The sequence below is a fragment of the Pseudomonas sp. LPH60 genome, from assembly GCF_030718165.1.
Classification (GTDB): domain Bacteria; phylum Pseudomonadota; class Gammaproteobacteria; order Pseudomonadales; family Pseudomonadaceae; genus Aquipseudomonas; species Aquipseudomonas danubii.
This window is the reverse complement of the sequence record NZ_JAVAJH010000004.1, coordinates 383,384-407,101: the sequence shown is the minus strand read 5'-3', so window position 1 is coordinate 407,101 and position 23,718 is coordinate 383,384. Positions and strand designations below refer to the sequence as shown.

At 62.1% G+C, this 23,718-nt stretch carries 25 protein-coding genes and 1 other RNA gene; 12 read left to right on the top strand and 14 right to left on the bottom strand.

Annotation, left to right across the window (positions count from 1 at the left end):
* Positions 1 to 168: 168 nt before the first annotated feature.
* The 5 genes from ppx to Q8O96_RS16630 all read right to left on the bottom strand — a co-directional run bounded on the left by ppx (position 169) and on the right by Q8O96_RS16630 (position 4,669).
* On the bottom strand, positions 169 to 1,671 hold the full coding sequence (gene ppx / locus Q8O96_RS16650) for an exopolyphosphatase (RefSeq protein WP_102881245.1): 1,503 nt from the start codon (positions 1,669 to 1,671) through the stop codon (positions 169 to 171).
* A gap of 154 nt (positions 1,672 to 1,825) precedes the next feature.
* Positions 1,826 to 2,560 (bottom strand): amino acid ABC transporter ATP-binding protein, encoded by a 735-nt coding sequence (locus tag Q8O96_RS16645; protein ID WP_102862201.1) that lies wholly within the window; start codon positions 2,558 to 2,560, stop codon positions 1,826 to 1,828.
* Complete coding sequence (locus tag Q8O96_RS16640; RefSeq protein ID WP_102881244.1) at positions 2,547 to 3,197, bottom strand: amino acid ABC transporter permease; 651 nt, start codon at positions 3,195 to 3,197, stop codon at positions 2,547 to 2,549. The genes Q8O96_RS16645 and Q8O96_RS16640 overlap by 14 nt, the downstream gene beginning before the upstream one ends.
* The gene (locus Q8O96_RS16635; protein ID WP_213665230.1) at positions 3,194 to 3,862 is read right to left on the bottom strand and encodes an amino acid ABC transporter permease; all 669 of its coding nucleotides are present in this window, start codon (positions 3,860 to 3,862) and stop codon (positions 3,194 to 3,196) included. The genes Q8O96_RS16640 and Q8O96_RS16635 overlap by 4 nt, the downstream gene beginning before the upstream one ends.
* A gap of 21 nt (positions 3,863 to 3,883) precedes the next feature.
* Complete coding sequence (locus Q8O96_RS16630) at positions 3,884 to 4,669, bottom strand: transporter substrate-binding domain-containing protein (protein ID WP_102862198.1); 786 nt, start codon at positions 4,667 to 4,669, stop codon at positions 3,884 to 3,886.
* Between the two features lie 255 nt (positions 4,670 to 4,924).
* Between Q8O96_RS16630 and Q8O96_RS16625 the strand changes: the two genes are divergently transcribed.
* The 6 genes from Q8O96_RS16625 to Q8O96_RS16600 all read left to right on the top strand — a co-directional run bounded on the left by Q8O96_RS16625 (position 4,925) and on the right by Q8O96_RS16600 (position 11,009).
* Complete coding sequence (locus tag Q8O96_RS16625) at positions 4,925 to 5,629, top strand: FadR/GntR family transcriptional regulator (RefSeq protein ID WP_305949110.1); 705 nt, start codon at positions 4,925 to 4,927, stop codon at positions 5,627 to 5,629.
* A gap of 120 nt (positions 5,630 to 5,749) precedes the next feature.
* Positions 5,750 to 6,079 carry a thioredoxin TrxA gene (gene trxA / locus Q8O96_RS16620; protein ID WP_016967174.1) on the top strand — a complete coding sequence of 110 codons (330 nt, stop codon included), beginning with the start codon at positions 5,750 to 5,752 and terminating at the stop codon, positions 6,077 to 6,079.
* A 247-nt stretch (positions 6,080 to 6,326) separates the two neighbouring features.
* Positions 6,327 to 7,586 carry a transcription termination factor Rho gene (gene rho, locus Q8O96_RS16615; RefSeq protein ID WP_017125454.1) on the top strand — a complete coding sequence of 420 codons (1,260 nt, stop codon included), beginning with the start codon at positions 6,327 to 6,329 and terminating at the stop codon, positions 7,584 to 7,586.
* Between the two features lie 125 nt (positions 7,587 to 7,711).
* The gene (gene ubiD / locus Q8O96_RS16610; RefSeq protein ID WP_011064155.1) at positions 7,712 to 9,178 is read left to right on the top strand and encodes a 4-hydroxy-3-polyprenylbenzoate decarboxylase; all 1,467 of its coding nucleotides are present in this window, start codon (positions 7,712 to 7,714) and stop codon (positions 9,176 to 9,178) included.
* A complete protein-coding gene (locus Q8O96_RS16605; RefSeq protein WP_102862196.1) occupies positions 9,178 to 10,146 on the top strand; it encodes a CDP-6-deoxy-delta-3,4-glucoseen reductase in 969 nt (322 codons plus the stop codon). The genes ubiD and Q8O96_RS16605 overlap by 1 nt, the downstream gene beginning before the upstream one ends.
* Positions 10,147 to 10,358: 212 nt before the next feature.
* On the top strand, positions 10,359 to 11,009 hold the full coding sequence (locus Q8O96_RS16600; protein ID WP_102881240.1) for a gamma-glutamylcyclotransferase: 651 nt from the start codon (positions 10,359 to 10,361) through the stop codon (positions 11,007 to 11,009).
* A gap of 12 nt (positions 11,010 to 11,021) precedes the next feature.
* On the opposite strand, the gene Q8O96_RS16595 is transcribed toward Q8O96_RS16600, so the two are convergent.
* Positions 11,022 to 11,999, bottom strand: a complete 978-nt coding sequence (locus tag Q8O96_RS16595; protein WP_253084074.1) for an NADPH:quinone oxidoreductase family protein — start codon at positions 11,997 to 11,999, stop codon at positions 11,022 to 11,024.
* 158 nt (positions 12,000 to 12,157) lie between these two features.
* Here Q8O96_RS16595 and Q8O96_RS16590 point away from each other — a divergent pair, with 158 nt between their 5' ends.
* Positions 12,158 to 12,565, top strand: a complete 408-nt coding sequence (locus Q8O96_RS16590) for a flagellar basal body-associated protein FliL (protein WP_102862193.1) — start codon at positions 12,158 to 12,160, stop codon at positions 12,563 to 12,565.
* 101 nt (positions 12,566 to 12,666) lie between these two features.
* On the opposite strand, the gene Q8O96_RS16585 is transcribed toward Q8O96_RS16590, so the two are convergent.
* The 4 genes from Q8O96_RS16585 to Q8O96_RS16570 all read right to left on the bottom strand — a co-directional run bounded on the left by Q8O96_RS16585 (position 12,667) and on the right by Q8O96_RS16570 (position 18,095).
* Positions 12,667 to 13,785 carry an ABC transporter permease gene (locus Q8O96_RS16585; RefSeq protein ID WP_115581180.1) on the bottom strand — a complete coding sequence of 373 codons (1,119 nt, stop codon included), beginning with the start codon at positions 13,783 to 13,785 and terminating at the stop codon, positions 12,667 to 12,669.
* The gene (gene rbbA / locus Q8O96_RS16580; protein ID WP_102862191.1) at positions 13,785 to 16,499 is read right to left on the bottom strand and encodes a ribosome-associated ATPase/putative transporter RbbA; all 2,715 of its coding nucleotides are present in this window, start codon (positions 16,497 to 16,499) and stop codon (positions 13,785 to 13,787) included. The genes Q8O96_RS16585 and rbbA overlap by 1 nt, the downstream gene beginning before the upstream one ends.
* Positions 16,496 to 17,461, bottom strand: a complete 966-nt coding sequence (locus Q8O96_RS16575; protein WP_102862190.1) for an HlyD family secretion protein — start codon at positions 17,459 to 17,461, stop codon at positions 16,496 to 16,498. Before Q8O96_RS16575 ends, rbbA begins: the two co-directional genes overlap by 4 nt.
* A gap of 184 nt (positions 17,462 to 17,645) precedes the next feature.
* A complete protein-coding gene (locus Q8O96_RS16570) occupies positions 17,646 to 18,095 on the bottom strand; it encodes an EVE domain-containing protein (RefSeq protein ID WP_102862189.1) in 450 nt (149 codons plus the stop codon).
* Positions 18,096 to 18,142: 47 nt separating this feature from the next.
* Here Q8O96_RS16570 and Q8O96_RS16565 point away from each other — a divergent pair, with 47 nt between their 5' ends.
* Entirely contained in the window at positions 18,143 to 18,439 is a 297-nt protein-coding gene (locus Q8O96_RS16565) for a hypothetical protein (protein WP_102862188.1), read from the top strand.
* Positions 18,440 to 18,472: 33 nt separating this feature from the next.
* Here Q8O96_RS16565 and Q8O96_RS16560 read toward each other — a convergent pair whose 3' ends face one another.
* The 4 genes from Q8O96_RS16560 to Q8O96_RS16545 form a co-directional block, all read right to left on the bottom strand.
* Complete coding sequence (locus tag Q8O96_RS16560) at positions 18,473 to 19,078, bottom strand: 5-formyltetrahydrofolate cyclo-ligase (RefSeq protein WP_102881235.1); 606 nt, start codon at positions 19,076 to 19,078, stop codon at positions 18,473 to 18,475.
* An 89-nt stretch (positions 19,079 to 19,167) separates the two neighbouring features.
* Positions 19,168 to 19,346: non-coding RNA, 6S RNA (ssrS, locus tag Q8O96_RS16555), on the bottom strand.
* A gap of 23 nt (positions 19,347 to 19,369) precedes the next feature.
* Positions 19,370 to 19,693, bottom strand: coding sequence for a cell division protein ZapA (locus Q8O96_RS16550; RefSeq protein WP_016962902.1), 324 nt, complete (start codon positions 19,691 to 19,693; stop codon positions 19,370 to 19,372).
* Positions 19,690 to 19,899: a TIGR02449 family protein gene (locus Q8O96_RS16545; protein ID WP_011064144.1), complete on the bottom strand. Its 210-nt coding sequence runs from the start codon at positions 19,897 to 19,899 to the stop codon at positions 19,690 to 19,692. Before Q8O96_RS16545 ends, Q8O96_RS16550 begins: the two co-directional genes overlap by 4 nt.
* 234 nt (positions 19,900 to 20,133) lie before the next feature.
* Here Q8O96_RS16545 and Q8O96_RS16540 point away from each other — a divergent pair, with 234 nt between their 5' ends.
* Genes Q8O96_RS16540 through Q8O96_RS16525 form a run of 4 tightly spaced genes read left to right on the top strand, consistent with a single transcriptional unit; the run spans position 20,134 to position 23,711 of the window.
* Positions 20,134 to 20,691, top strand: a complete 558-nt coding sequence (locus tag Q8O96_RS16540) for a YecA family protein (protein ID WP_102862186.1) — start codon at positions 20,134 to 20,136, stop codon at positions 20,689 to 20,691.
* 23 nt (positions 20,692 to 20,714) lie between these two features.
* The gene (gene pepP, locus Q8O96_RS16535; protein WP_102862185.1) at positions 20,715 to 22,049 is read left to right on the top strand and encodes a Xaa-Pro aminopeptidase; all 1,335 of its coding nucleotides are present in this window, start codon (positions 20,715 to 20,717) and stop codon (positions 22,047 to 22,049) included.
* Positions 22,046 to 23,233 (top strand): 2-octaprenyl-6-methoxyphenyl hydroxylase, encoded by a 1,188-nt coding sequence (ubiH, locus tag Q8O96_RS16530; protein WP_305949109.1) that lies wholly within the window; start codon positions 22,046 to 22,048, stop codon positions 23,231 to 23,233. The genes pepP and ubiH overlap by 4 nt, the downstream gene beginning before the upstream one ends.
* Positions 23,226 to 23,711 (top strand): DUF4442 domain-containing protein, encoded by a 486-nt coding sequence (locus Q8O96_RS16525; RefSeq protein ID WP_250329747.1) that lies wholly within the window; start codon positions 23,226 to 23,228, stop codon positions 23,709 to 23,711. The genes ubiH and Q8O96_RS16525 overlap by 8 nt, the downstream gene beginning before the upstream one ends.
* Positions 23,712 to 23,718: the final 7 nt, after the last annotated feature.

The following is a 23,718-nucleotide window of genomic DNA, read 5'->3' as shown; positions in this document are numbered from 1 at the left end:
GCGCCGTAGACAAAAAGGCCAGCCCGTTTACCGGGCTGGCCTTTTTTATTGGCTTGCGTTGGATGTTTGGTAGGAGCTGGCTTGCCAGCGAAAGCCCCGGCAAGAGCGATTCAGGGCTTGGGGCCTGTTCGCTGGCAAGCCGGCTCCTAAGGTCGGCTTGTTCAGGTCTCAGCGAACGTTCAGCACGATGCCGACCCGGGTCAGCCATTCGGCTTCCAGGGCGAAGTCGGCCTGGGTCAGCTGGTTTTCATCCAGCCAGTTTTCCGGGAACTCCACATCCAGATGGTCGCCTTCGGCGCTCAGGCTCACCTGAGGCATCTGCTGGGTGCCACGGATGTGATGGAACAGGATGGCGAAGCGCAGCAGCACGCACAGGCGGATCAGCTTGATGCCGTCATCGCCGAACTCGGCGAATTTTTCCTTGGGAATGTTGCGGCGGTGGCCGCGCACCAGCAGCGCCAGCATCTGCTGGTCTTCCCGGGAGAAGCCGGCCAGGTCCGAGTGCTCGATCAGGTAGGCGCCATGCTTGTGGTAGTGGTAGTGAGCGATATCCAGTCCCACTTCGTGGACCTTGGCGGCCCAGCCCAGCAGCTCGCGCCAGACACCGTCCTCCAGGTCCCAGTCCGCCGCCACCTGGTCGAAGGCGCGCAGGGCCTTGCCTTCGACTCGCGAGGCCTGCTCCAGGTCCACGTGGTAGCGCTCCATCAGCGAGCTGAGGGTACGTTCACGGACGTCTTCGTGATGATGGCGGCCCAGCAGGTCGTAGAGCACGCCTTCACGCAGGGCGCCTTCGCAGTGGTCCATGCGCTGCAGTTCCAGGGCGTCGAAGATGGCTTCGAGAATCGCCAGGCCCGCCGGGAAGATCGCCCGCCGATCGGGCTTGATGCCTTCGAAGTCGATTTTCTCGGCATCCCCCAGCTTGAACAGCTTGCGCTTGAGCCAGGCCAGCCCCTCGGCGTTGACCTCGCCACTGCCCTGGCCGCCGGCCTTGAGGGCCAGGCCGATGGCGCGGATGGTTCCGGAAGAGCCGATGGCTTCGTCCCAGGTCAGGCGATGCAGGGCATGTTCGATGCTCATGATCTCCAGCCGCGCGGCGGTGTAGGCCTGGGCGTAGCGGGCCGGGGTGATCTTGCCATCGCGGAAATAGCGCTGGGTGAAGCTGACGCAGCCCATCTGCAGGCTTTCCCGCAGCAGGGGTTCGAAGCGCTGGCCAATGATGAATTCGGTACTGCCGCCACCGATGTCGGCGACCAGGCGCTTGCCCGGGGTATCGGCGAGGGTGTGGGACACCCCGAGGTAGATCAGTCGGGCCTCTTCACGGCCGGAGATGACCTCCACCGGGTGGCCGAGGATCTCCTCGGCGCGGCGAATGAACTCGCCACGGTTGCGGGCTTCACGCAGGGCGTTGGTGCCGACGATGCGTACGGTGCCCGGTGGCATGCCGTTGATCAGTTGGGCGAAGCGCTTGAGGCAGTCGAGCCCGCGCTGCATGGATTCTTCGTTGAGCTGGCGTTCTTCGTTGATTCCGGCGGCCAGTTGAACCTTTTCACCGAGCCGCTCGAGAATGCGGATTTCACCGTTCCGGGCCTTGGCCACGACCATGTGAAAGCTGTTGGAGCCCAGATCGATCGCGGCGATCAGGGACAGATTCTTGGCTTGGGATTGGGGCATGGTTGGGGGTCTCGGTCGATAACCTCGCCATCCTGCCACGATCAACGGCTCGCGCCAACGCGCAGTGTCCAATGCGTTGATTCAACGCATAAAACCCTCGGCAGGCTGTGCTGTCGCTGTGCGCCGGCCAGCCGGCTCCTATGACACGGGAGCCTCAAGCCTGCTCGGTGCTGCCAATGAAGTTCGCCAGCTCGGCGGTCTGCGGATGAGCGAACAGCTGCTTGGGATCTCCCACTTCATGCACCTTGCCCTGGTGCATGAACACCAGCTTGTCGCCCACTTCCCGGGCAAAGCGCATCTCATGGGTGACCATGATCAGGGTCATGCCGTCCCGGGCCAGTTGGCGCACCACGCTGAGCACTTCATTGACCAGTTCCGGGTCCAGGGCCGAGGTGATCTCATCGCACAACAGCACCTTGGGCGACATCGCCAGGGCTCGGGCAATGGCGACCCGCTGCTGCTGGCCGCCGGACAGTCGATCCGGAAACGCATCGAACTTCTCCGCCAGGCCAACCCGGGCCAGCATCTGCCGCGCCAGCTCGGCAGCCCGGGCCTTGGGCACCTTCTGCACCACTTGCGGGGCCAGCATCACGTTCTCGCCCACGGTCAGGTGAGGGAACAGGTTGAACTGCTGGAACACCATGCCGACCTTCTGTCGCAGGCTGCGCAGATCGGCGCGGGCGGCGTCCAGGTACTCGCCGTCAACCTCGATCACCCCGTCGTTGATCGACTCCAGGCCGTTGAGGGTGCGCAGCAGGGTGCTCTTGCCCGAGCCACTGCGACCGATGATTGCCACTACCTGGCCCTCCTCGATGCTCAGGTCGATGCCTTTGAGCACATGGTGCTCGCCGTAATATTTATGCAGGGCGGAGATTCTAAGCAGAGGCATGCAGTTTCCTTTCCAGGTAGCGCGCGCTGAGGGACAGGGGGTAGCAGAGCAGGAAGTAACCGAGGGCCACCAGGCCGTAGACCATGAAGGGCTCGAAGGTGGCATTGGCCAGCATGCCGCCGGTCTTGGTCAGCTCGGTGAAACCGATGATCGAGGTCACCGCGGTGCCTTTGACCACCTGCACCGAGAAGCCCACGGTGGGCGCCACGGCGATACGCAGAGCTTGCGGCAGGATCACGTAGCGCAGTTGCTCATAGGGATTGAGCGCCAGGCTCGACGAGGCTTCCCACTGCCCGTGGGGGATCGACTCGACGCAACCGCGCCAGATCTCTGCCAGGTAGGCGCTGGTGAACAGGGTCAGGGCGATAGCGGCCGCCAGCCAGGGCGAGATATCCACACCCAGCAAGGCAATACCGAAGAACACCAGGAACAACTGCATCAACAGCGGTGTGCCCTGGAACAGTTCTATATAGGTGCGGGCGAAGGCGCGGGCAAAGGTCTTGTCGGAGATCCTCAGGGTCATGACCAGCAGGCCGATCAGGCCGCCGCCAACAAAGGCCACCAGGGACAGCAACAGGGTCCACTGCAGGCCGCTGAGCAGGTTGCGCAGGATGTCCCAGAAGGTGAAGTCGCTCATCGGCCGTTCCTCAGGATGTAGCGTTGGCCGAACCAGTTCAGTAGTTGGCGGATCAGCAGGGCCATGCACAGGTAGATCAGGGTGGTCAGGGCGTAGGTTTCAAAAGCGCGGAAGTTGCGCGACTGGATGAAGTTGGCGGCGAAGCTCAGCTCCTCGGTGGCGATCTGCGAGCACACCGCCGAGCCCAGCATGACGATGATGATCTGGCTGCACAGGGCCGGCCAGACCTTGCCCAGGGCCGGCAGCAGCACCACGTGCCGAAAGGCTTCGAAGCGGCTCATGGCCAGGGCTGCGGCGGCTTCCAGCTGGCCCTTGGGAATGGCCTGGATGCCGGCGCGGATGATTTCCGTGGAGTAGGCGCCGAGGTTGATCACCATCGCCAGCACCGCCGCCTGCCACTCGGAGATCTGCAGGCCCAGGGATGGCAGGCCGAAGAAGATGAAAAACAACTGCACCAGGAACGGCGTGTTGCGGATCAGCTCGACGTAGACGCCGAAGATCGCCGCCAGGGGCTGGATCTTCCAGGCCCGCACCAGAGCCCCGGCTATCCCCAGGCTGACCCCCAGCAGGGTGCCTATGGCGGTCAACTCCAGGGTGAACAGGGCGCCGCGTAGCAGCAGGCCGGTATTTTCCAGCACCGGCAGGAAGTCGAACTGATAAGCCATGCTCAAGCTCCGGGGCGCCGATCAGAGGTCAGCCGGCAGCGGCTCTTTGAGCCACAACTGGGAGTTCTTCTCCAGGGCGCCATCAGCCTTGGCGGCACTGAGGATCTGGTTGACCTTGTCCAGCAACTCCGGCTGGTTTTTGTTGACGCCGACGTAGACTGGGGAGTCCTTGAGCTTGATCTTCATCGCCGGGATGCGCTTCGGGTTGCGCTGGCTGATGGCGACCATCACCACGTTACCGCTGGCGATCAGGTCGACCTGGCCGGCGAGGTAGGCGGCGATGGTGGAGTTGTTGTCCTCGAAACGCTTGATGGTCGCGCCTTGTGGGGCCACGGCGCTCAGCTCGATGTCTTCGATGGCGCCTCGGGTGACGCTGATGGTCTTGCCCTTGAGGTCGTCAAGGCCGGCGATTGCCGCCTCGGGCGGGCCGAAGACTGCGAGGTAGAAGGGTGCGTATGCCTTGGAGAAGTCGATGACCTTTTCCCGTTCCGGGTTCTTGCCGAGGCTGGAGATCACCAGATCCACCTTGCCGGTGGTGAGGAACGGAATGCGGTTGGTGCTGTTGACCGGGGTCAGCTCCAGCTTGACCTTGAGCTGCTCGGCCAGCAGGCGCGCGGTGTCGATGTCCAGGCCCCGGGGCTGCATATCCGGGCCTACCGAGCCGAAGGGCGGGAAGTCCTGAGGCACGGCGACCTTGAGGGTGCCGCGGGCCACCACGTCGTCCAGGGCATTGGCCTGGGCTGGGGCCTGGGCCAGCAGCAGGCTGGCAAACAGGGCAGAGAGCAGGGCGCTACAGCGTTTGGTCATGGCGAATCTCCGCAAGTCGTGGGAAGTGGTTTCTGTGTGGCGACAGAGCACAGGCCATGCCAACACGCGGAAAGGGCCCTGGAAATATGGGTTTTATTGGCTTTGGTCGGTCTTACTGGTCTGAACAGCTGAGGGGTTTTTCGCACTCGAATCGGGCATGGGGTCGTACCCTCGAACCCCCTTGGAGCACGACTTGCCGGGTTCGGCGAATAGCTTTACAAGGGAGCTTTTCCTGCACTGGCCAGCCTCAAGCCCATGAATTCGATTACTCGTGCCGTACCCGAAGTGGCGCTGCAAGCCATTCGCCAGTTGATCAGCGAGCAGGGCTTCGGCCCCGGTGATGCGCTGCCTTCGCAGCGGGATCTGGCGCTGCAGTTGGGGGTCAGTCGGGCGTCGCTGCGTGAGGCGTTGTCATCCTTGAGCGCGCTGGGGGTGATCAGTGTGCAGCCGGGCAAGGGGGTGTTCGTCCAGGCTCCCGAGGCAGCGGCAGCCGGTGCCGGCTTGAGTTGGCCGTTCGCCGCTCAGGCTTCGCCTGTGGATATCTTTCAGTTGCGCTATGCCCTGGAGGGGTTTGCCGCGGGGTTGGCGGCAGTGACCCTGACCGCCGATGAGCTGGATGCCCTGGAAGACAATGTCGAGGCCATGCGTCGCCAATTGCGGGTCGGGGATTTCGAGGCGGCGGCGCGGCTGGATTTCGAGTTCCACCAGAAGATTCTCCTGGCCAGTGGCAACCAGGCGATGTTGAGCATCCTCAGCACCAGCGCCGAGATCTTCCTGGAAAGTCAGAAACTACCGTTCATCCGACCCGAGCGGGTCATGGAGACGTGGCAGGAGCACCGCAAGATCCTCCGCGCCCTGGCCCGGCACGCTTCGGGGGCGGCACAAAAGGCCATGCAGGAGCATGTGCGCAATGCCGCTCTGCGCACTGGAATCGCCTTTGTCACCCCCACATCTTCGTGAGCTGAGCTATACCCAAACTCATGGGGCACCATAGTTAGAGTCAATCATCTCCGGCTTCCTGAACGCGGGAAGGGCGGATATGATGGGCCACGTTTTTTTGCTTACAACCTGGAGAATTCCATGAGCAGCGATCTTATCAAACACGTCAGCGATGCCAGCTTCGAGGCCGACGTACTCAAAGCCGAAGGCGCTGTGCTGGTCGACTACTGGGCTGAGTGGTGCGGCCCATGCAAAATGATCGCTCCGGTTCTGGACGAAATTGCTGAAACCTACAAAGGCAAACTGACCGTTGCCAAGCTGAACATCGACGAAAACTCGGAAACCCCGGCCAAGCATGGCGTGCGTGGTATTCCGACCCTGATGCTGTTCAAGAACGGCAACGTCGAAGCCACCAAGGTCGGCGCACTGTCCAAGTCGCAGTTGGCAGCGTTCCTCGACGCCAACATCTAAGCGTCGATTTTCAGTGCCCTGGAAAAGCCCCGCAAAACGCGGGGCTTTTTCGTAATTGAGGGCTAGACGCTCCGAAACTCAGGTGTTACATTCGGCCCCGCATTGGTTTCTCCAGTGCCCCCTGCAAGCCGTCGCCGACGCTCTCCTTTTCGAATAAGTACGCGATCCTGTCGCCTTCTCTGCGGCGCGGCCTCATTAAGCCAAAAGCTTAATTTCCCCCCTCTATAAATGATTACGTCATTCCTATATGAATCTGACTGAACTCAAGCAAAAGCCGATTACCGAACTGCTCGAATTGGCCGAACAGATGGGCATAGAAAATATGGCCCGTTCGCGCAAGCAGGACGTGATTTTCTCCCTGCTGAAAAAGCACGCGAAAAGCGGTGAGGAAATCTCCGGTGATGGCGTGCTGGAGATCCTCCAGGACGGCTTCGGCTTCCTCCGCTCCTCCGACGCCTCCTACCTGGCCGGCCCGGACGATATCTACGTCTCGCCAAGCCAGATCCGTCGCTTCAACTTGCGTACCGGTGACACCATCGTTGGCAAGATCCGCCCTCCGAAGGAAGGCGAGCGGTACTTCGCGCTGCTCAAGGTCGATACCATCAACTACGACCGTCCCGAGAACGCCAAGAACAAGATTCTGTTCGAAAACCTGACGCCGCTGTTCCCGACCGTGCGCATGAAGATGGAAGCCGGCAACGGTTCCACCGAAGACCTGACCGGTCGTGTCATCGACCTGTGCGCTCCGATCGGTAAAGGCCAGCGTGGTCTGATCGTTGCTCCGCCAAAGGCGGGCAAGACCATCATGCTGCAGAACATTGCTGCGAACATCACCCGCAACAACCCTGAAGTTCATCTGATCGTGTTGCTGATCGACGAGCGTCCGGAAGAAGTGACCGAGATGCAGCGCACTGTGCGCGGCGAAGTGGTTGCCTCCACCTTCGACGAGCCGCCAACCCGTCACGTGCAAGTGGCCGAGATGGTGATCGAGAAGGCCAAGCGCCTGGTCGAACACAAGAAGGACGTGGTGATCCTGCTGGACTCCATCACCCGTCTGGCCCGTGCCTACAACACCGTGATCCCGAGCTCCGGCAAGGTCCTGACTGGTGGTGTGGATGCCCACGCCCTGGAGAAACCGAAGCGTTTCTTCGGCGCCGCGCGGAACATCGAAGAAGGCGGCTCGTTGACCATCATCGCCACCGCGCTGGTTGAAACCGGCTCGAAGATGGACGAAGTGATCTACGAAGAGTTCAAGGGTACCGGCAACATGGAACTGCCCCTGGATCGCAAGATCGCTGAAAAGCGCGTCTTCCCGGCCATCAACATCAACCGTTCCGGCACCCGCCGCGAAGAGTTGCTGACGGCCGACGACGAACTGCAGCGCATGTGGATCCTGCGCAAGCTCCTGCATCCTATGGATGAAGTCGCTGCCATTGAGTTCCTGGTCGACAAGCTGAAACAGACCAAGACCAACGATGAGTTCTTCCTGTCGATGAAACGCAAGTAAATCGATCAGGCCAGCAAGAGCCGGGGAAACCCGGCTTTTTGCTATCTGACATTCTCTATTCTGAACCTGTGGGTTCGGCGCTAAACTGCCTGCCCCGAATGCCACGGCGAAAACGAGGCTCACGCATGCAGTATCGCGACTTGCGCGACTTTATCAGCGGCCTGGAACAGCGCTCCGAACTCAAGCGCATCCAGGTTCCGGTGTCCCCAGTGCTGGAAATGACCGAGGTCTGCGATCGCACCTTGCGTGCCAAAGGCCCGGCCCTGTTGTTTGAAAACCCCACCGGTTATGACATCCCCGTGCTCGGCAACCTGTTCGGTACCCCCGAGCGTGTGGCCCTGGGCATGGGCGCCGAAGCCGTCAGCGAACTGCGCGAGATCGGCAAGCTGCTGGCGTTCCTCAAGGAGCCGGAGCCGCCCAAGGGCTTGAAGGATGCCTGGTCCAAGCTGCCGATCTTCCGCAAGATCATTTCCATGGCGCCCAAGGTGGTCAAGGATGCGGTCTGCCAGGAAGTGGTGATCGAAGGCGACGACGTCGACCTCGGCATGCTGCCGGTGCAGACCTGCTGGCCAGGCGACGTCGGTCCGCTGATCACTTGGGGCCTGACGGTGACCAAGGGGCCGAACAAGGACCGGCAAAACCTGGGCATCTATCGTCAGCAGGTAATCGGCCGCAACAAGGTGATCATGCGCTGGTTGAGCCATCGTGGTGGCGCCCTGGATTACCGCGAGTGGTGCGAGAAGCACCCGGGCCAGCCGTTCCCGGTGTCCGTGGCCTTGGGCGCGGACCCGGCAACTATCTTGGGCGCCGTGACCCCGGTGCCGGACAGCCTCTCCGAATACGCTTTCGCCGGCCTGCTGCGGGGCAACCGCACCGAACTGGTGAAGTGCCGTGGCAACGACCTGCAAGTCCCGGCCACCGCCGAAATCATCCTTGAAGGGGTGATCCATCCCGGCGAGATGGCCGACGAAGGCCCGTACGGCGACCACACTGGCTACTACAACGAAGTCGACAGCTTCCCGGTGTTCACCGTGGAGCGCATCACCCATCGCATCAAGCCGATCTATCACAGCACCTACACCGGCCGGCCGCCGGATGAGCCAGCGATTCTCGGCGTGGCGCTGAACGAAGTCTTCGTGCCGATCCTGCAGAAGCAGTTCCCGGAAATCACCGACTTCTACCTGCCGCCAGAAGGCTGCTCGTACCGCATGGCGGTGGTGACCATGAAGAAGCAGTACCCGGGCCACGCCAAGCGGGTAATGCTGGGGGTCTGGTCGTTTTTGCGACAGTTCATGTACACCAAGTTCGTTATCGTCACCGACGACGATATCAATGCCCGGGACTGGAACGATGTGATCTGGGCCATCACCACGCGCATGGACCCCAAGCGCGACACGGTGATGATCGACAACACCCCGATCGACTACCTCGACTTCGCCTCGCCGGTGTCCGGCCTGGGCTCGAAGATGGGGCTCGATGCCACCCACAAGTGGCCCGGAGAAACCACCCGAGAGTGGGGCCGGGTCATCGTCAAGGATGAGGCGGTCACCCGCCGGATCGATGCCATCTGGAATCAGTTAGGAATAGATTGATGCGTGTAACCTTGCAGCCCTCCGGAGCGGTGCTTGAGACGCTGCCCGGCGAGCGGATTCTCGATGCGGCGCGGCGCTTGGGCTATGAATGCCCGCAGAGCTGCCGCAATGGCAACTGTCACGTGTGCGCGGCCCTGCTGGTGGAGGGCAGTGTGCAGCAAGCCGGCGATGTGCGTGATCATGGTGAGTTCTACACTTGCATTGCAGAGCCGCTGGAAGACTGCATTGTGCTGTGGGATGGCGTCCTTGCGCTGGGAGAGTTGCCGGTGCGCAGCTTGTCGTGTCAGCTCACTGAGTGCCTTGAGGTCGGCGGCGATGTCTGGCGGGTCAGGCTGCGAGCGCCGGCCGGCAAGCCACCCCGCTATCATGCGGGCCAGTACCTGATGCTGGAGCGGGATAACGGCGAGAAGTCGGCCTTCTCCCTGGCATCAGCGCCCCATTGCGGGCGTGATCTGGAGCTGCATGTGCTGGTGCGCGAAAACAGTGCGCAGAGCTTGATGGAGCAGTTGCAGCGCAACCGCATGGCTCGGGTCGAATTGCCTTTTGGCGACACTCACCTGGCCGAGTTGCCGCAGGGCCCGCTGGTGCTGATCGCTGCCGGTACCGGTATGGCGCAGATGCACAGCCTGATCGAGCACTGCCGAGCCAAAGGCTTCAAGTATCCGGTGCACCTGTATTGGGGCGTACGCCGGCCGGAAGATTTCTATCAGTTGGAACACTGGGATGAGTGGCAGCAACTGCCTAATCTCTATCTGCACAAGGTGGTCAGCGACCTGTGCGGTTGGGAGGGGCGCTGCGGCATGCTGCATGAGGCGGTTTGCGAGGACATCACCGACCTGTCGTCGGTGCATGTCTACGCCAGCGGCTCGCCAGCCATGATCTACGCCACCCTGGACGCTCTGGTGAATGCCGGGATGGATGCCCATCAGATGCGTGCGGACGTGTTCGCCTACGCCCCGCGGCCCTGACTGCATCGGGTCCGTGTCCTTCGTTATAACTCTGTATATAGCCCATCGGTATTTATCTAATTAAATAAATGCCGGTAGGTTATATATAAGCCTTCAACTTGAGTGCTGCTCTAGTGGCACTTAACTTGCCTTGAAACTTATGTGTCTTGTAGTTACTGCCAAGCGTTCTATTAAGTAACTTCTTTTACGCGGGGAGCCGAACGCTATTCGCCATGACAGCCCTTGAATCCAGTTATCTGAATCTGGCTTACCCTCCGCGGCTCGATCTGGGGCCGCAGCTGACCCACGAACAACTTCTCAGCTCCATGCAGTCCACCATGGCCCGGCACAAGGGCGGCCCGGTCTGGCTGTTCGCCTACGGTTCATTGATCTGGCGCCCGGAGTGTTCGGCGGTCGAGCGCATGCGTGGCCGGGTGCATGGTTATCATCGTGGTCTGTACCTGTGGTCCCACGAGCATCGCGGCACGCCTGAACTGCCGGGGCTGGTGTTTGGCCTGGATCGTGGCGGTTCCTGCAGCGGCTTCGCCTACCGGCTGCCGGAGGAGCATCTGGATGCCTCGTTGTATGCCCTGTGGCAGCGTGAAATGCCTTATCCCTCTTACCGTCCGCACTGGCTCAACTGCCGTCTCGAGGATGGCAGTCAGGTCCAGGCCTTGGGTTTTGTGCTGGAGCGGCACCTGCCCAGCTATGCCGGCAATCTGCCGGATCATGTACTGAGCCAGGTGTTCGAAAGCGCTTGCGGGCGTTATGGCACCACCCGCGATTATGTTGAACAGACCATTCAAGCCCTGCGCAGCCACGCCATGCCGGATCGCAACCTGGAGGCACGGCTCAAGCGCTGCAAGGGTGTTGTGGCCTATTGACGGAAGCCGGCCTCAGCGGACCTGCACCACGACTTTGCCCACTGCCTTGCGCTGCCCCAGATCATCGATGGCCCGGGCGGCTGCCGTCAGAGGATAGACCTGGGACACCAGCGGCTTGAGCTTGCCCGCGGCGAACCATTCGAACAACTGCTGGAAATTGGCCGCGTTGTCCTGAGGCTGGCGCTGAGCGAAGGAACCCCAGAACACCCCCACCACCGCCGCGCCTTTGAGCAGCGCCAGGTTCACCGGCAATTCGGGAATGCGCCCGCTGGCAAAGCCCACCACCAGCAAGCGGCCGTTCCAGGCGATGGAGCGCACCGCCTGATCGAACAGGTCGCCGCCCACCGGGTCGTAGATCACGTCGGCGCCGTTGCCGTCGGTCAGGCGCTTGATCTCGTCCTTCAGGTTGCTTTCGCTGTAGTTGATCAGCTCATCGGCACCGGCGGCCTTGGCCACGGCGAGCTTTTCTGCGCTGCTGGCGGCGGCGATCACCCGGGCGCCCATGGCCTTGCCGATTTCCACCGCCGCCAGCCCGACCCCGCCCGAGGCACCGAGCACCAGCAGGGTCTCACCCGGCTGCAGGTTGCCCCGTTGCTTGAGGGCGTGCATCGAGGTGCCGTAGGTCATGCTGAAGGCGGCAGCGGTGTTGAAGTCCATGGCGGCGGGAATCGGCAATACGTTGTAGCCCGGCACCGCCACCTGTTCGGCAAAACTGCCCCAGCCGGTCAGGGCCATGACCCGATCGCCGACCTTGAGATGGCTGACTTTCTCGCCCACTGCGCTGATGACACCGGCCGCTTCACCGCCCGGGGAGAAGGGGAAGGGTGGCTTGAACTGGTATTTGCCCTCGATGATCAGGGTGTCCGGAAAATTCACCCCTGCGGCATGCACGTCCAGCAGGACCTCGTTCTTCTTCGGCACAGGACTTGCGACCTCTTCCAGCACCAGCGTTTCGGCGGGGCCGAAGGCTTTGCACAGCACGGCTTTCATCAGGGCTATTCCTTTGGGAGTGGTGGCCGATAAGTGTAGGAGTGTGAATCAGGCGGTCAACGAGCATGCCCGGCCCTGATGGTCAGCCATAAGCTTGTGCTTGGGCTCAGGCGGGCTGGCCTTTATGCTAGGCCGCAAACCGGATTAAGGAGCGAATTGTGAAAGCGTGGATCATGTTGCTGCTGGCCCTCTCCCTGCCGATGGCAGCCGGGGCTGAAGAGGCTAAAGAAGGCGAAGCACCGAAAGTCAGTTACATCAGCCTGAGCCCGCCCTTTGTCGGTAACTACGGCCTGGATGGCGGCCCCAAGCTCAAGGTCTACAAGGCTGACGTGGCCCTGCGGGTGACCGGCGACGCTTCGGCCCAGGCGGTCAAGGCCAATGAGCCGCTGATCCGCAACCAGTTGGTGGCGCTGTTTGCCCAGCAGACCGTCGACACCATGAACAACGTCGAGGCCAAGGAAAAGCTGCGCCAGGAAGCCCTCAAGCAGGTGCAGCAAGTCATGAATGACGAAACCGGCAAGCCGGTGGTGGAAGACCTGTTGTTCAACAACCTGATCATCCAGTAACGCTCAGCTGTTGGAGCTGGCTGGCCAGCGAAGGCGTCCGAGAGGGCGACGTGGGGCTTGAGGGCCCTTTCGCCGGCCAGTCGGCTCCTACAGCGTGTGGCTCATGAGGCGAGGCTTTTGCGAAAGCGCGCCAGGGCAATGGCGAAGAACAGCAGGCCGATCGTCGCCAGGGCCAGCAGGTCGGGCCAGACCACACTGACGCCCGCATCACGAAACAGGATCGCTGCGCTGAGGCTGACGAAGTGTGTTGATGGCGAGCCCTGCATCACCCATTGCAGCCATTGCGGCATGCTGTCCAGCGGTGTGCTGCCACCGGACAGTAGCAGCATCGGGATGATCACCGGGATCGCCAGCAGGCCGAACTGCGGGGTGGAGCGGGCCAGGGTGGCAAGGAAGATCCCCAGTGCGGTGCTGGCGAACAGATACAACGCAGTGACCATCAGGAACAGCCCCATCGAGCCCGCCAGCGGCACGCCCAGCACGCCTTTGACTATCACTTCCAGCGATATCCAGGTGCACAGCACCACCACCAGCATATTGCTCCAGATTTTCGCCAGCATGATCTCCAGGGCCGTCAGCGGCAGTACCAGCAAGTGGTCGAGGGTACCGTGCTCGCGCTCGCGCAGCAGCGCGGTTCCGGTGAGCACGATGGCCAGGATGGTGATGTTGTTGACGATCTGGATCACCGCAAGAAACCAGCCTCCCTCCAGGTTGGTATTGAACAGCGCGCGGGTGGTCAGCAGGGCCGGGGCCTTGCTCGCGGCATCCGCCTGGTTGGCATAGTTGAGCAACTCGCGCTGGAAGATTCGGCCAATGTAGCCGGCGCCCATGAACGCCTGGCTCATGGCGGTGGCGTCGACGTTGACCTGCACCGCCGGCTGACGGCCGGCCAGCAGGTCGCTCTGGAAGTTGGCAGGGATGTTGATCACGAAGGTGTACTGGCCGCTGTCCATCACCTTGTCCAGTTGGTCGTAGGGCAAGGCGACCGGGTTCTGGAACTCCGGCGGTTGCAGGGCCTCTGCCAATTGTCGTGACAGTGCGCTGTGGTCTTCATCCACCAGGGCCACGCTGGCGTTGTGTACGCCAATGACCGAGCCGGCCGCCGGCAGGTAGATGGCCACGGTGAAGGCGTAGAACAGGAACAACAGCAAGACACTGTCGTGACGCAGGCTGGTGAGCTCCTTCAGACCCAGGCGCAGGATATGGGCGAGCCTGTTCATCAGACCTCCTGCTTTTTCAACATGACCAGGCTAAGCCCGGTGAAACCGAGGAAGAACCCGATCAGTGCCAGGCACTGAGGCCATAGCTCCCGCAGGTCCAGGGCCTTGGTGAAGGTGCCGACGGCGATGTCAAGGAAGTGCCCGGCGGGGAACAACTGCCCCATGATCGCCGCCGAGCCTTCCAGGGACGAGCGCGGCACGATCAACCCGGAGAACTGGATGGTCGGCAGGCTGGTGATGATCATGGTGCCGAGGATCGCCGCGATCTGGGTGCGGGTGAAGGCCGAGATCAGCAGGCCCATGCTGGTGGTGGCCAGCACGTAGAGGACGCCGCCCAGGGCCAGGGTCAGTCCGCTGCCCTTGAAGGGCACGCCGAACAGCCAGCGGTTCATGGCCACCAGCAATCCCAGGTTGATCAGGCTCACGGCCAGGTAGGGCGCCTGCTTGCCCAGGAGGAACTCCAGGCGGGTCAGGGGCGTGGCATAGAAGTTGGTGATCGAGCCCAGTTCCTTCTCGCGAACGATGCCCAGGGCGGTGAGCATGGCCGGAATGAACGCCAGGATCAGCGCCATGACCCCGGGCCCGATGGCGTTGACGCTGACCACGTCCTGGTTGTAGCGAAAGCGTGTTTCCAGCTTGGCGGCGGATCTTGTGTTCAGTGCCGGGCTGCTGTGTTCGGCCAGGAGTTCGAGGTTGGCCTGGTGTACCGCCTCGACATAGTTGCGGCTGGTTTCCGCGCGAAACGGCATGCCGCCGTCCAGCCAGGCGGCCACCGTCGGTTGGCGCCCGGCATACAGATCGCGGCCAAAGCCGGAAGGGATTTCCAGGGCCAGCTTGATCTCCGAGCGCTGCAGGCGCCGATGCAGTTCGGCGGAGCTGCGGATGGTGGGTTTTTCCTCGAAGTAGCGTGAGCTGCGAAAAGCCTCCAGATAGGCGCGGCTTTGCGGCGTCTGATCCTGGTCGTAGACGGCGAAGGCGAGCTTTTCCACATCCAGGGAAATGCCGTAGCCAAAGATCACCATCATGAAGATCGCCCCCAGCAGGGCAAAGCCCAAGCGCACCTTGTCCCGCAATAGCTCCTTGCCTTCCCGGGTGGCCACTGCCAGCAGCCGGGCCAGGCTCAGGCCCGAGCGCGGAGGCGCGATGGCGTGGCTGGCGGCAGCCGCCGGAGGTGGCGCTGCATCCGCGGCTCCTTGGGCTTCTTCCAGGCAGCGGACGAAGGCGGCTTCCAGGGTGTCGCCGGAAAACTGCTGTTGCAGCGCCGCTGGTGTGTCACAGGCCAATACCTTGCCGGCGTGCATCAACGAAATGCGGTCGCAGCGCTGGGCTTCGTTCATGAAATGAGTGGACAGGAAGATGGTCACGCCCTGTTCCCGGGACAGTTCGATCAGCAGTCGCCAGAAATCGTCACGGGCTGCCGGATCAACCCCTGACGTGGGTTCGTCGAGGATCAGCACTTCCGGGCGGTGCAGCACCGCCACGGCCAGGGACAGGCGCTGGCGCAGCCCCAGGGGCAGGGCGCCGGATTGCTGCTCGGCGATTGCGCCCAGGTCGAAGCGCTGGATCAGTTCCTCGATGCGTGGGCCGCTCTCGGCTTTCGGCAGGTCGAACAGGCGGGCATGCAGCTCCAGGTTCTGGCGCACGCTGAGTTCGCCGTACAGGGAAAAGCTCTGGGACATGAAGCCGACCCGCTTGCGGGTGGCCAGGTCCTTGGCGTCCACCGGATTGCCCAGCAACTTGGCGCTGCCTTCAGTGGCGGGCATCAGCCCGGTGAGGACCTTCATGGTGGTGGTCTTGCCGCAGCCGTTGGAGCCGAGGAAGCCGAAGATCTCCCCGCGACCGATGGCGAAGCTGACTTTGTTGACGGCGGTGAAGTCGCCGAAGCGCAGGGTCAGCTCGTGGGCCTCGATGGCGATGTCCTGGTTATCGCCAGAACGTGGCGGGATCACCAGTGGCTGATTGTCATGGCCGCTGTCGCCCTGGTAGTGAGTGAAGGCATCGTCCAGCTTGCCGCTGCCCGTTACCTGCGCCAACTCCCGGCTCAGGCCCTGGGCGATCAACTTGCCTTGGTCGAGCATCAGGCAATGCTCGAACTGTTCGGCTTCTTCCATGTAGGCGGTGGCCACCAACAGGGTCAGTTGTGGTCGTTGCTGGCGCACATCCTCCACCAGTTCCCAGAAGCGTCGGCGGGAAAGCGGGTCGACCCCGGTGGTGGGCTCGTCAAGGATCAACAGATCCGGTTCGTGGATCAGCGCGCAGCACAGGCCGAGTTTCTGTTTCATCCCACCGGACAGCTTGCCCGCCGGGCGTTCGGCAAAGCGCAGCAGGTCGGTGGCCAGCAACAGGCTGTGCATGCGCTGGTCGCATTCGTCACGTGGCAGGCCGAACAGGGTGGCGAAGAAGCGGATGTTCTCGCTAATGGACAGGTCGGGATACAGGTTGCCCCCCAGCCCCTGGGGCATGAAGGCGATGCGCGGGTATAGGCTTCTGCGGTGGCGGCGCTGGGAGATGGCTCCGCCGAGTACCTCGAGCTCGCCTTGCTGAAGCTTCTTGACCCCGGCAATCAGCCCGAGAAGGCTCGACTTGCCGGCACCGTCAGGACCGATCAGGCCGCAGCGTGTGCCTGCCGGCAGGCTGAAACTGATGTCGATCAGAGCCTGCTGGGCACCGTAGCGATGGCTGATGCCGGTGGCGTGCAGCGCCAGGGCATTCATTGCAGGTTAGCCGGCCAGTCCACGGTGGCTGTGCGCACATAACCGGCACCGGGCATGCCCGGTTTGGCCTGGGGCACGGCGGCGGGTTGAGTCAGGCGCACCTTGACCCGGAATACCAGTTTCTGGCGTTCGTCACGGGTTTCCACTTCTTTGGGGGTGAATTGCGACTTGGCCGCGACGAAGCTGATCTTTGCCGGCAGTGGCTGGTTGGGCAGGGCGTCGAGAACAATCCGCGATTCATCGCCCACCGTCAGGCGCCCGGTGACCGAGGCTGGCAAGTAGAGGTTCATGTATTGGTCGTTGGGGTCGATCAACAGCAGTACTCGGCCGCCGGCACCCAGGACTTCGCCAGGCTCGGCCAGACGCAGTTGGATGATGCCGTCGATGGGGGCTCGCAGGCTGCTGTCGTCGATCTCGCTGGTGAGCTGCGCAACCTGGGCCAGGGCGGCGCCGATAGCGGCCTTGACCGCCGCTACCTGGGCCTGGGCCGCCAGCACGGCGGCATTGCCGGTGTTCAGCCGTGCCTGTTGCTGATCGATGATCTGCTGGCTGGCGAAGCCGCGCCTGAACAGTTCCTGGGAGCGCTTGAGTTCCTGATTGGCCAGGAGCAATTCGCTCTGGCGCAGTTGCACGTTGGCTTCTGCGGCGGAGAGGTTTTCCCGGGCGCGCAGCACTTCGGCTTCGGCCTGGCTGCGCTGGGCTTCCAGGGTGCGGGTATCCATCCGGGCCAGCAGTTGGCCCTGGAGCACTTTGTCGCCTTCATTGACCCGCACTTCCGCCAGGCGTCCGGGAATCTTGCTGGCGATCTGCACCTCAGTGGCTTCGAGACGGCCATTGCCCATGCTCAGCCCTTCCGGCAGACGATCCTGGAGGGATTTCCAGTAACCGAAGCCACCAGCGGCGAGCAACAGAATCAAGAGGGAGACAGCGAAAAGGCGGGAAGAACGGTGGTTCGTCGACATGTGTTCTGCGTCCTGCGGCTATAGCGTCCTAGTCTGACGTATCAAGGCTTTTACCCGCTTGATGCTCGTCAAATGAAAGGGCCAAGCCTAAACCTATTGTTCGCAGGCTGCATGGCGATCGGGGCAAAAAACTGGCGCCAGTGCCGTTGCGCTTGCCAGGCCACGGCACACCGGGGCGGGTTGCTCAACGTAGAGAGAGCACAGCCGCCCATTGCTCTGCGGTCACTGGCATGACTGACAGGCGACTGCCTTTTTGCACCAGGGGCATTTCAGCGAGGGCAGTCTGCTGCTTGAGATAGTCCAGGCGCAGGACCTTGTTGAAGGTTTCCACGTGGGCTACGTCGATTGCGCTCCAGGCATTTTTCTCGGCGCTGGACTTGGGGTCGAAATAGACGCTGTCCGGTTCCAGGGCGGTGGGGTCCGGGTAGGCCGCCTTGATGATTTGGCCGATGCCAGCGATGCCTGGCTCCGGACAACTGGAGTGGTAGAAGAAGAACTCATCGCCGACGGCCATGGCGCGCAGGAAGTTGCGTGCCTGGTAGTTGCGCACACCGTCCCAACGGGCCTTTCCAAGCTTGTTTAGGTCCTGGATCGAGAGTTCGTCTGGCTCGGATTTCATCAGCCAATAGGCCATGTTTCTTACCCTCCAAAGGGTGGTTGGGCAGGTTGTCGGAGGATTTTATGACAAACCGACAGTCGGTTGACGCCAGCATTTGCGTGTCGGTTCACGTTATCGCAGAATGCCGGGATTTTAAGCTTGACGCTGCTGCACGGCCTGTTATGGAAACCGTTGCTGTCATCGTGTGTGACTTGCCCGAGGGGGGGCAATCGATGAAACGCCAACCGGATTTACTATGGATTTTGGTTATTTTGTTCGGTTTGGGCGTTGTGACCACTGGTTATGCGCAGAGCTTATGGGCCAACAAGACCGATGCCCCGATCGAGATTGCCCAACAGCCGCAACCCTTCAAGCGTTGAATCCGTCCCGGCGTCGCTGAGCCAGCGCGACGTCTATCGGGCGCAGTACCATCCCTGATCAGTCACGGTGCCCTGTAGCGGCACATCCCAGCTGGCCTGATCCAGTCTCGCGACCTTCTGACATTCATGGGCCAGCCCCAGCAGCTTCGGCTTGCGCCAGCTCTTGCGCCGCGCCAGGTAAGCCAGGCTGCGGTCGTAGAAGCCGCCGCCCATTCCCAGGCGTCCACCGTCTTCGTCAAATCCCACCAAGGGCAGGAGCACCAGATCCAGCGCCCAGACCTTGCGTTGGCGTGCGACGTTGATCCTGGGTTCGAGGATGCGAAAGCGGTTGGGGCGCAGTTTTTCTCCGGGCCGTACGCGCTGGAAGACCATCTTGGTCCGTGGCCAGGCACTGAGCACTGGCAAGTAGGTGGCCTTGCCCCGGCGTTGCGCGGCACGTAGCAGCAGGCGCGGATCGATCTCTCCGTCAGTGGGCAGGTACAGGGACAGGTGTCGGGCTCGGCGAAACACTGGATTCTGCGCCAACTGGCGGTACAGCCCGCTGGCGGCCTGGCGTTGCTGGGCAGGTGTCAGGGAGCGACGGGCTTTACGCAGCATGCGTCGAAGTTGCGGGCGGGAAAGCGGCGCAGGTTCGGTCATGGATGAGGCTATGGAAAGTCGGACATGGCAGAACAGCCTACCCGGAAAAACCAATGCCAGCATGGATAACTGGCATTGGCTGAGAATTCAGGCTCCCCAGGCGAACCGCTGTCGACTTAGCCCTTGAACCCGAAAGTTCAAGGCGGAAGATGCAGCAGGCTTTAAGGCTTTCCGTCTAGCGGACATGCACACCAGCCCAACGTGCAACTTCCAGGGTAGTGCGAATCGGCTCAGGGACATCGCCAACTGGCAAGCACCCCAGGGAGTGGCGGGAGTATACCGCAACCGCTGTCAGGAATCAGCCTTGCTTGCGTCCGAATCGGTGGCCAGGACCAGGTCAACGCGTTCCAGAAGATCGCGCACTTGTTCGCGAGTGGTGGCGCTGGCCTGCACGTCCGGACGCTCCTGGCGGTGCAGCAGATCGTGGGTGATGTTCAGCGCGGCCATGACCGCGATGCGATCGGCACCGATGACTTTGCCGCTGCTACGGATCTCGCGCATCTTGCCGTCCAGGTAACGGGCTGCGCTCACCAGATTGCTGCGCTCTTCCTGGGGGCAGATGATCGAATACTCTTTGTCGAGGATCTGCACGGTAACGCTATTGCTTGAACTCATGAGTCTTGCTCCAGGGCCTTGAGGCGCGAAATCATCGATTCGACCTTACGCCGGGCGATTTCGTTTTTTTCAATGAGGTGCGCGCGTTCCTCGCGCCAGGTCTTTTCCTGAGCTAATAAGAGTGCGTTTTGACTCTTTAGTTGCTCGACCCGGGTAATAAGCAGTTCGAGTCTGGCCATCAGTGCGTGCAGGTCGGTGTCTTCCATTGTGTCCCACTGAAGTTGGTCTGATGAGTGGCAACTGGCTGGGCAGCGCCTGGACGGCCCGAACAGTCCTGGCGCATCGGGTGCTGTCGGTCGGCAATCTGTCCGTCGCCCCAGGCCCCGCGGACCGCTGTAACGGGGCGCAAGGCGCAACGCGGCGCTGGCAATGAATGATGACACGCCCTACGATACAAGGCCTTCATTCTAGACATTGCGCCGCTTGGCGCCTAGCTGCCCATGCCCATTCAGAATTCCCCGTACAACGCCTTCGCCACCCTGCTCAGCAGCAGTGGTCATCCTGTTTCTCCTGCCGAATTGCACGGCCTGTTGCTGGGCCGTAGCTGCGCTGGCGCCGGCTTCGAGGTCGACGGCTGGCTGGTGGACGCTTCCGAGCTGCTCGAAGGCGAGCCACAAGAAAATGTGCGCAACGCCCTGATCGGCCTGCAGGAAATGGTCAAGGGCGAGCTCACCAGCGACGACATGACCGTGGTCCTGCTGCTGCCCAGCGACGACGCGCCATTGACCGAACGTGCCGCGGCCCTGGGCCAGTGGTGCCAGGGTTTCCTCGCCGGTTTCGGCCTCAATTCCCGTGACAGCAGCGCCCTGAGCGTCGAGGCCACGGAAGTGTTGCAGGACCTTGCAGCCATCGCTCAGGTACAGGATGCGCTGGAAGAGTCCGACGACGGTGAAAGCGACTACATGGAAGTGATGGAGTACCTGCGGGTCGCGCCATTGCTGCTGTTCACCGAAACCAACAAGACCGTTGCACCGGCTGCCAAGCCTTCTCTGCACTGACTGACAGGGAACTGCATCTGCCCATGATTCATATCCCTAGAGCGGAATACAGCCGTCGCCGCAAGGCGCTCATGGCGCAGATGGAGCCCAACAGCATCGCGATCCTGCCGGCGGCGGCCGTGGCCATTCGCAACCGCGATGTGGAGCACGTCTACCGCCAGGACAGCGATTTCCAATACCTCAGCGGTTTTCCCGAGCCCCAGGCCGTGATCGTGCTGATGCCCGGTCGCGAGCATGGTGAGTACGTGCTGTTCTGCCGTGAGCGCAATGCCGAGCGGGAACTGTGGGATGGCCTGCGGGCTGGTCAGGAAGGCGCGATCCGTGACTACGGTGCGGACGATGCGTTTCCCATCACTGATATCGACGACATTCTCCCGGGGCTGATCGAAGGTCGTGACCGGGTCTATTCGGCCATGGGCAGCAACCCCGAGTTCGATCGCCACCTGATGGACTGGATCAACGTGATCCGCTCTAAAGCGCACCTTGGCGCCCAGCCGCCGAACGAATTCGTTGCCCTGGATCATCTGCTGCACGATATGCGCCTGTATAAATCGGCGGCGGAAGTGAAGGTGATGCGCGAAGCCGCACGGATTTCCGCCCAGGCCCATATCCGGGCCATGCAGGCCAGTCGCCCCGGATTGCACGAGTTCAGTCTGGAAGCCGAGCTGGACTACGAGTTCCGCAAGGGCGGGGCGAAGATGCCGGCTTATGGTTCCATCGTCGCTGCCGGGCGCAACAGCTGCATCCTGCACTACCAACAGAATGACGCCCTGCTCAAGGACGGTGATCTGGTATTGATCGACGCTGGTTGTGAAATCGACTGCTATGCCAGTGATATCACCCGGACCTGGCCGGTCAACGGTAAGTTCTCGCCCGAGCAGAAGGCGATCTACGAACTGGTGCTGGCGGCCCAGGAAGCGGCGTTTGCCGAGATCGCCCCGAACAAGCACTGGAACCAGGCCCATGAGGCAACGGTCCGGGTGATCACCGCCGGTCTGGTGAAGTTGGGTCTGTTGGAAGGCGCAGTCGACGAGCTGATTGCCAGCGAGGCTTACAAGACGTTTTACATGCACCGCGCCGGGCATTGGCTGGGCATGGATGTACACGATGTCGGCGAATACAAGGTCGGCGGCGAGTGGCGGGTGTTGGAGGTCGGCATGGCGCTGACCGTGGAGCCGGGCATCTACATCTCCCCGGACAACCAGCAAGTGGCGAAGAAGTGGCGCGGCATTGGCGTGCGCATCGAGGACGACGTGGTAGTGACCAAGCAGGGCTGTGAAATTCTGACAAGCGGCGTGCCCAAAAGCGTCGCCGAGATCGAGGCGCTGATGGCAGCAGCCCGAGTTCAGGCCTCATGAGCCGGGTCAATCTGGCCATCATCGGTGGCGGCCTGGTCGGCGCAAGCCTGGCCCTGGCTCTGCAGGCCGGAGCCAAGGCCCGGGGCTGGAAGATCGTGCTGATCGAACCCTTCGCCCCCGGCGACAGCTTCCAGCCCAGCTACGATGCGCGTTCTTCGGCACTGTCCTTTGGCGCCCGACAGATCTACCAGCGCCTGGGCTTGTGGCAAGCGATCTCCCGGCGCGCCGAGCCGATCAAGCAGATTCATGTGTCCGACCGTGGGCGGTTTTCCACTGCGCGCCTGTCGGCCATGGAAGAAGGGGTTCCGGCCCTGGGTTATGTGGTGGAAAACGCCTGGCTCGGTCAATGCCTGTGGCAAGGACTGGACAAGGACGTGATCAGCTGGCGCTGTCCGTCGGAGGTCACTCGCCTGGAGCCTCTGGAAGGCGGCTATCGCCTGACCCTGAATGACGAAACCACACTGGAATGCGACCTTGCGGTGCTCGCCGACGGTGGCCGCTCCGGCCTGCGCGAACAATTGGGTATCGGGGTCAAGAATCGCCCCTATAACCAGAGCGCGCTGATTGCCAACATCACCCCCAGCGAAGCCCACAACGGCATGGCCTTCGAGCGCTTCACCGATGACGGACCGATGGCGTTGCTGCCATTGCCGGAAAATCGCTGCGCGCTGATCTGGACCCGCCAGGGCATGGACGCTCAGCGTCTGGCCGACCTGGATGACCGTAGTTTCCTCAGCGAATTGCAGGGCGTGTTCGGTTACCGCCTGGGCACCTTGAAACAAGTGGGGGCGCGGCATTTGTATCCGCTGTCCCTGGTAGAAGCCGAAGAGCAGGTGCGCTCCCATCTGGTGGTGCTGGGCAATGCCGCCCACAGCCTGCATCCGATTGCCGGACAGGGCTTCAACCTGTCGCTGCGTGATGCCCAGGCCCTGGCGGATGCCTTGCTGGCCAGCGAACAACTGCCGGGCGATTTTGCCGTGCTGCAGGCTTATCGCGAGCGCCAGCGCCTGGACCAGAGCCTGACCGTGGGTTTTTCCGATCAGGTCACGCGGCTGTTCGGCAGCAAGCTCCCCCTGCTGTCGGTGGGGCGCAATCTTGGCTTGCTCGGACTGGACCTGCTGCCCCCGGCCAAGCGCTGGTTCGCGCGCCAGGCCATGGGCCTGGGTACTCGTCCGGATGCGTGAGTGGCTGACTCGACGCGTCGGCAAGGCACGCTTGCTGCGCTGGGTGATGAACCTGTATCCGCCCTATCTGGGGGCAGGTGTGCGGGTTCGCCAGATCAGCGTGGATTTCCGCGAAGTCCAGGTCTCCATGGGGCTGGGCTGGTACAACCGCAACTATGTCGGCACCCAGTTCGGCGGCAGCCTGTATTCGATGGTGGACCCGTTTTTCATGCTGATGCTGATGGAGAACCTGGGACGCGATTACATCGTCTGGGACAAGGCCGCGGCCATCGACTTCATCGCCCCGGGCAAGGGGCCGGTGTTTGCTCGGTTCAGCATTGACCAGGCGCTGCTCGACGAAGTGCGCCAGCAGACCGCAACGGGCGAGAAGTACCTGCCGCAGTTGCAGGTAGAGATTCATGACGGCTCCGGCACCCTGGTGGCGCGGGTCGATAAAACCCTTTATGTGCGGCTCAAGCCGCAAGCGAGACAGGCCTAAAGCATGG

Bases quoted from the DNA above. Each gene is read 5' to 3' on its own strand.
- Q8O96_RS16600 (WP_102881240.1), top strand. From the start codon at position 10,359: ATGACAGCCCTTGAATCCAGTTATCTGAATCTGGCTTACCCTCCGCGG.
- rho (WP_017125454.1), top strand. From the start codon at position 6,327: ATGAATCTGACTGAACTCAAGCAAAAGCCGATTACCGAACTGCTCGAA.
- Q8O96_RS16635 (WP_213665230.1), bottom strand. From the start codon at position 3,862: ATGGCTTATCAGTTCGACTTCCTGCCGGTGCTGGAAAATACCGGCCTG.
- Q8O96_RS16545 (WP_011064144.1), bottom strand. From the start codon at position 19,899: ATGGAAGACACCGACCTGCACGCACTGATGGCCAGACTCGAACTGCTT.
- Q8O96_RS16640 (WP_102881244.1), bottom strand. From the start codon at position 3,197: ATGAGCGACTTCACCTTCTGGGACATCCTGCGCAACCTGCTCAGCGGC.
- Q8O96_RS16525 (WP_250329747.1), top strand. From the start codon at position 23,226: ATGCGTGAGTGGCTGACTCGACGCGTCGGCAAGGCACGCTTGCTGCGC.
- ubiH (WP_305949109.1), top strand. From the start codon at position 22,046: ATGAGCCGGGTCAATCTGGCCATCATCGGTGGCGGCCTGGTCGGCGCA.
- Q8O96_RS16570 (WP_102862189.1), bottom strand. From the start codon at position 18,095: ATGGCCTATTGGCTGATGAAATCCGAGCCAGACGAACTCTCGATCCAG.
- Q8O96_RS16560 (WP_102881235.1), bottom strand. From the start codon at position 19,078: ATGACCGAACCTGCGCCGCTTTCCCGCCCGCAACTTCGACGCATGCTG.
- rbbA (WP_102862191.1), bottom strand. From the start codon at position 16,499: ATGAATGCCCTGGCGCTGCACGCCACCGGCATCAGCCATCGCTACGGT.
- Q8O96_RS16645 (WP_102862201.1), bottom strand. From the start codon at position 2,560: ATGCCTCTGCTTAGAATCTCCGCCCTGCATAAATATTACGGCGAGCAC.
- Q8O96_RS16575 (WP_102862190.1), bottom strand. From the start codon at position 17,461: ATGTCGACGAACCACCGTTCTTCCCGCCTTTTCGCTGTCTCCCTCTTG.
- trxA (WP_016967174.1), top strand. From the start codon at position 5,750: ATGAGCAGCGATCTTATCAAACACGTCAGCGATGCCAGCTTCGAGGCC.
- Q8O96_RS16595 (WP_253084074.1), bottom strand. From the start codon at position 11,999: ATGAAAGCCGTGCTGTGCAAAGCCTTCGGCCCCGCCGAAACGCTGGTG.
- ubiD (WP_011064155.1), top strand. From the start codon at position 7,712: ATGCAGTATCGCGACTTGCGCGACTTTATCAGCGGCCTGGAACAGCGC.
- Q8O96_RS16540 (WP_102862186.1), top strand. From the start codon at position 20,134: ATGCCCATTCAGAATTCCCCGTACAACGCCTTCGCCACCCTGCTCAGC.
- ppx (WP_102881245.1), bottom strand. From the start codon at position 1,671: ATGCCCCAATCCCAAGCCAAGAATCTGTCCCTGATCGCCGCGATCGAT.
- Q8O96_RS16630 (WP_102862198.1), bottom strand. From the start codon at position 4,669: ATGACCAAACGCTGTAGCGCCCTGCTCTCTGCCCTGTTTGCCAGCCTG.
- Q8O96_RS16550 (WP_016962902.1), bottom strand. From the start codon at position 19,693: ATGAGTTCAAGCAATAGCGTTACCGTGCAGATCCTCGACAAAGAGTAT.
- Q8O96_RS16585 (WP_115581180.1), bottom strand. From the start codon at position 13,785: ATGAACAGGCTCGCCCATATCCTGCGCCTGGGTCTGAAGGAGCTCACC.
- Q8O96_RS16605 (WP_102862196.1), top strand. From the start codon at position 9,178: ATGCGTGTAACCTTGCAGCCCTCCGGAGCGGTGCTTGAGACGCTGCCC.
- pepP (WP_102862185.1), top strand. From the start codon at position 20,715: ATGATTCATATCCCTAGAGCGGAATACAGCCGTCGCCGCAAGGCGCTC.
- Q8O96_RS16625 (WP_305949110.1), top strand. From the start codon at position 4,925: ATGAATTCGATTACTCGTGCCGTACCCGAAGTGGCGCTGCAAGCCATT.
- Q8O96_RS16565 (WP_102862188.1), top strand. From the start codon at position 18,143: ATGACAAACCGACAGTCGGTTGACGCCAGCATTTGCGTGTCGGTTCAC.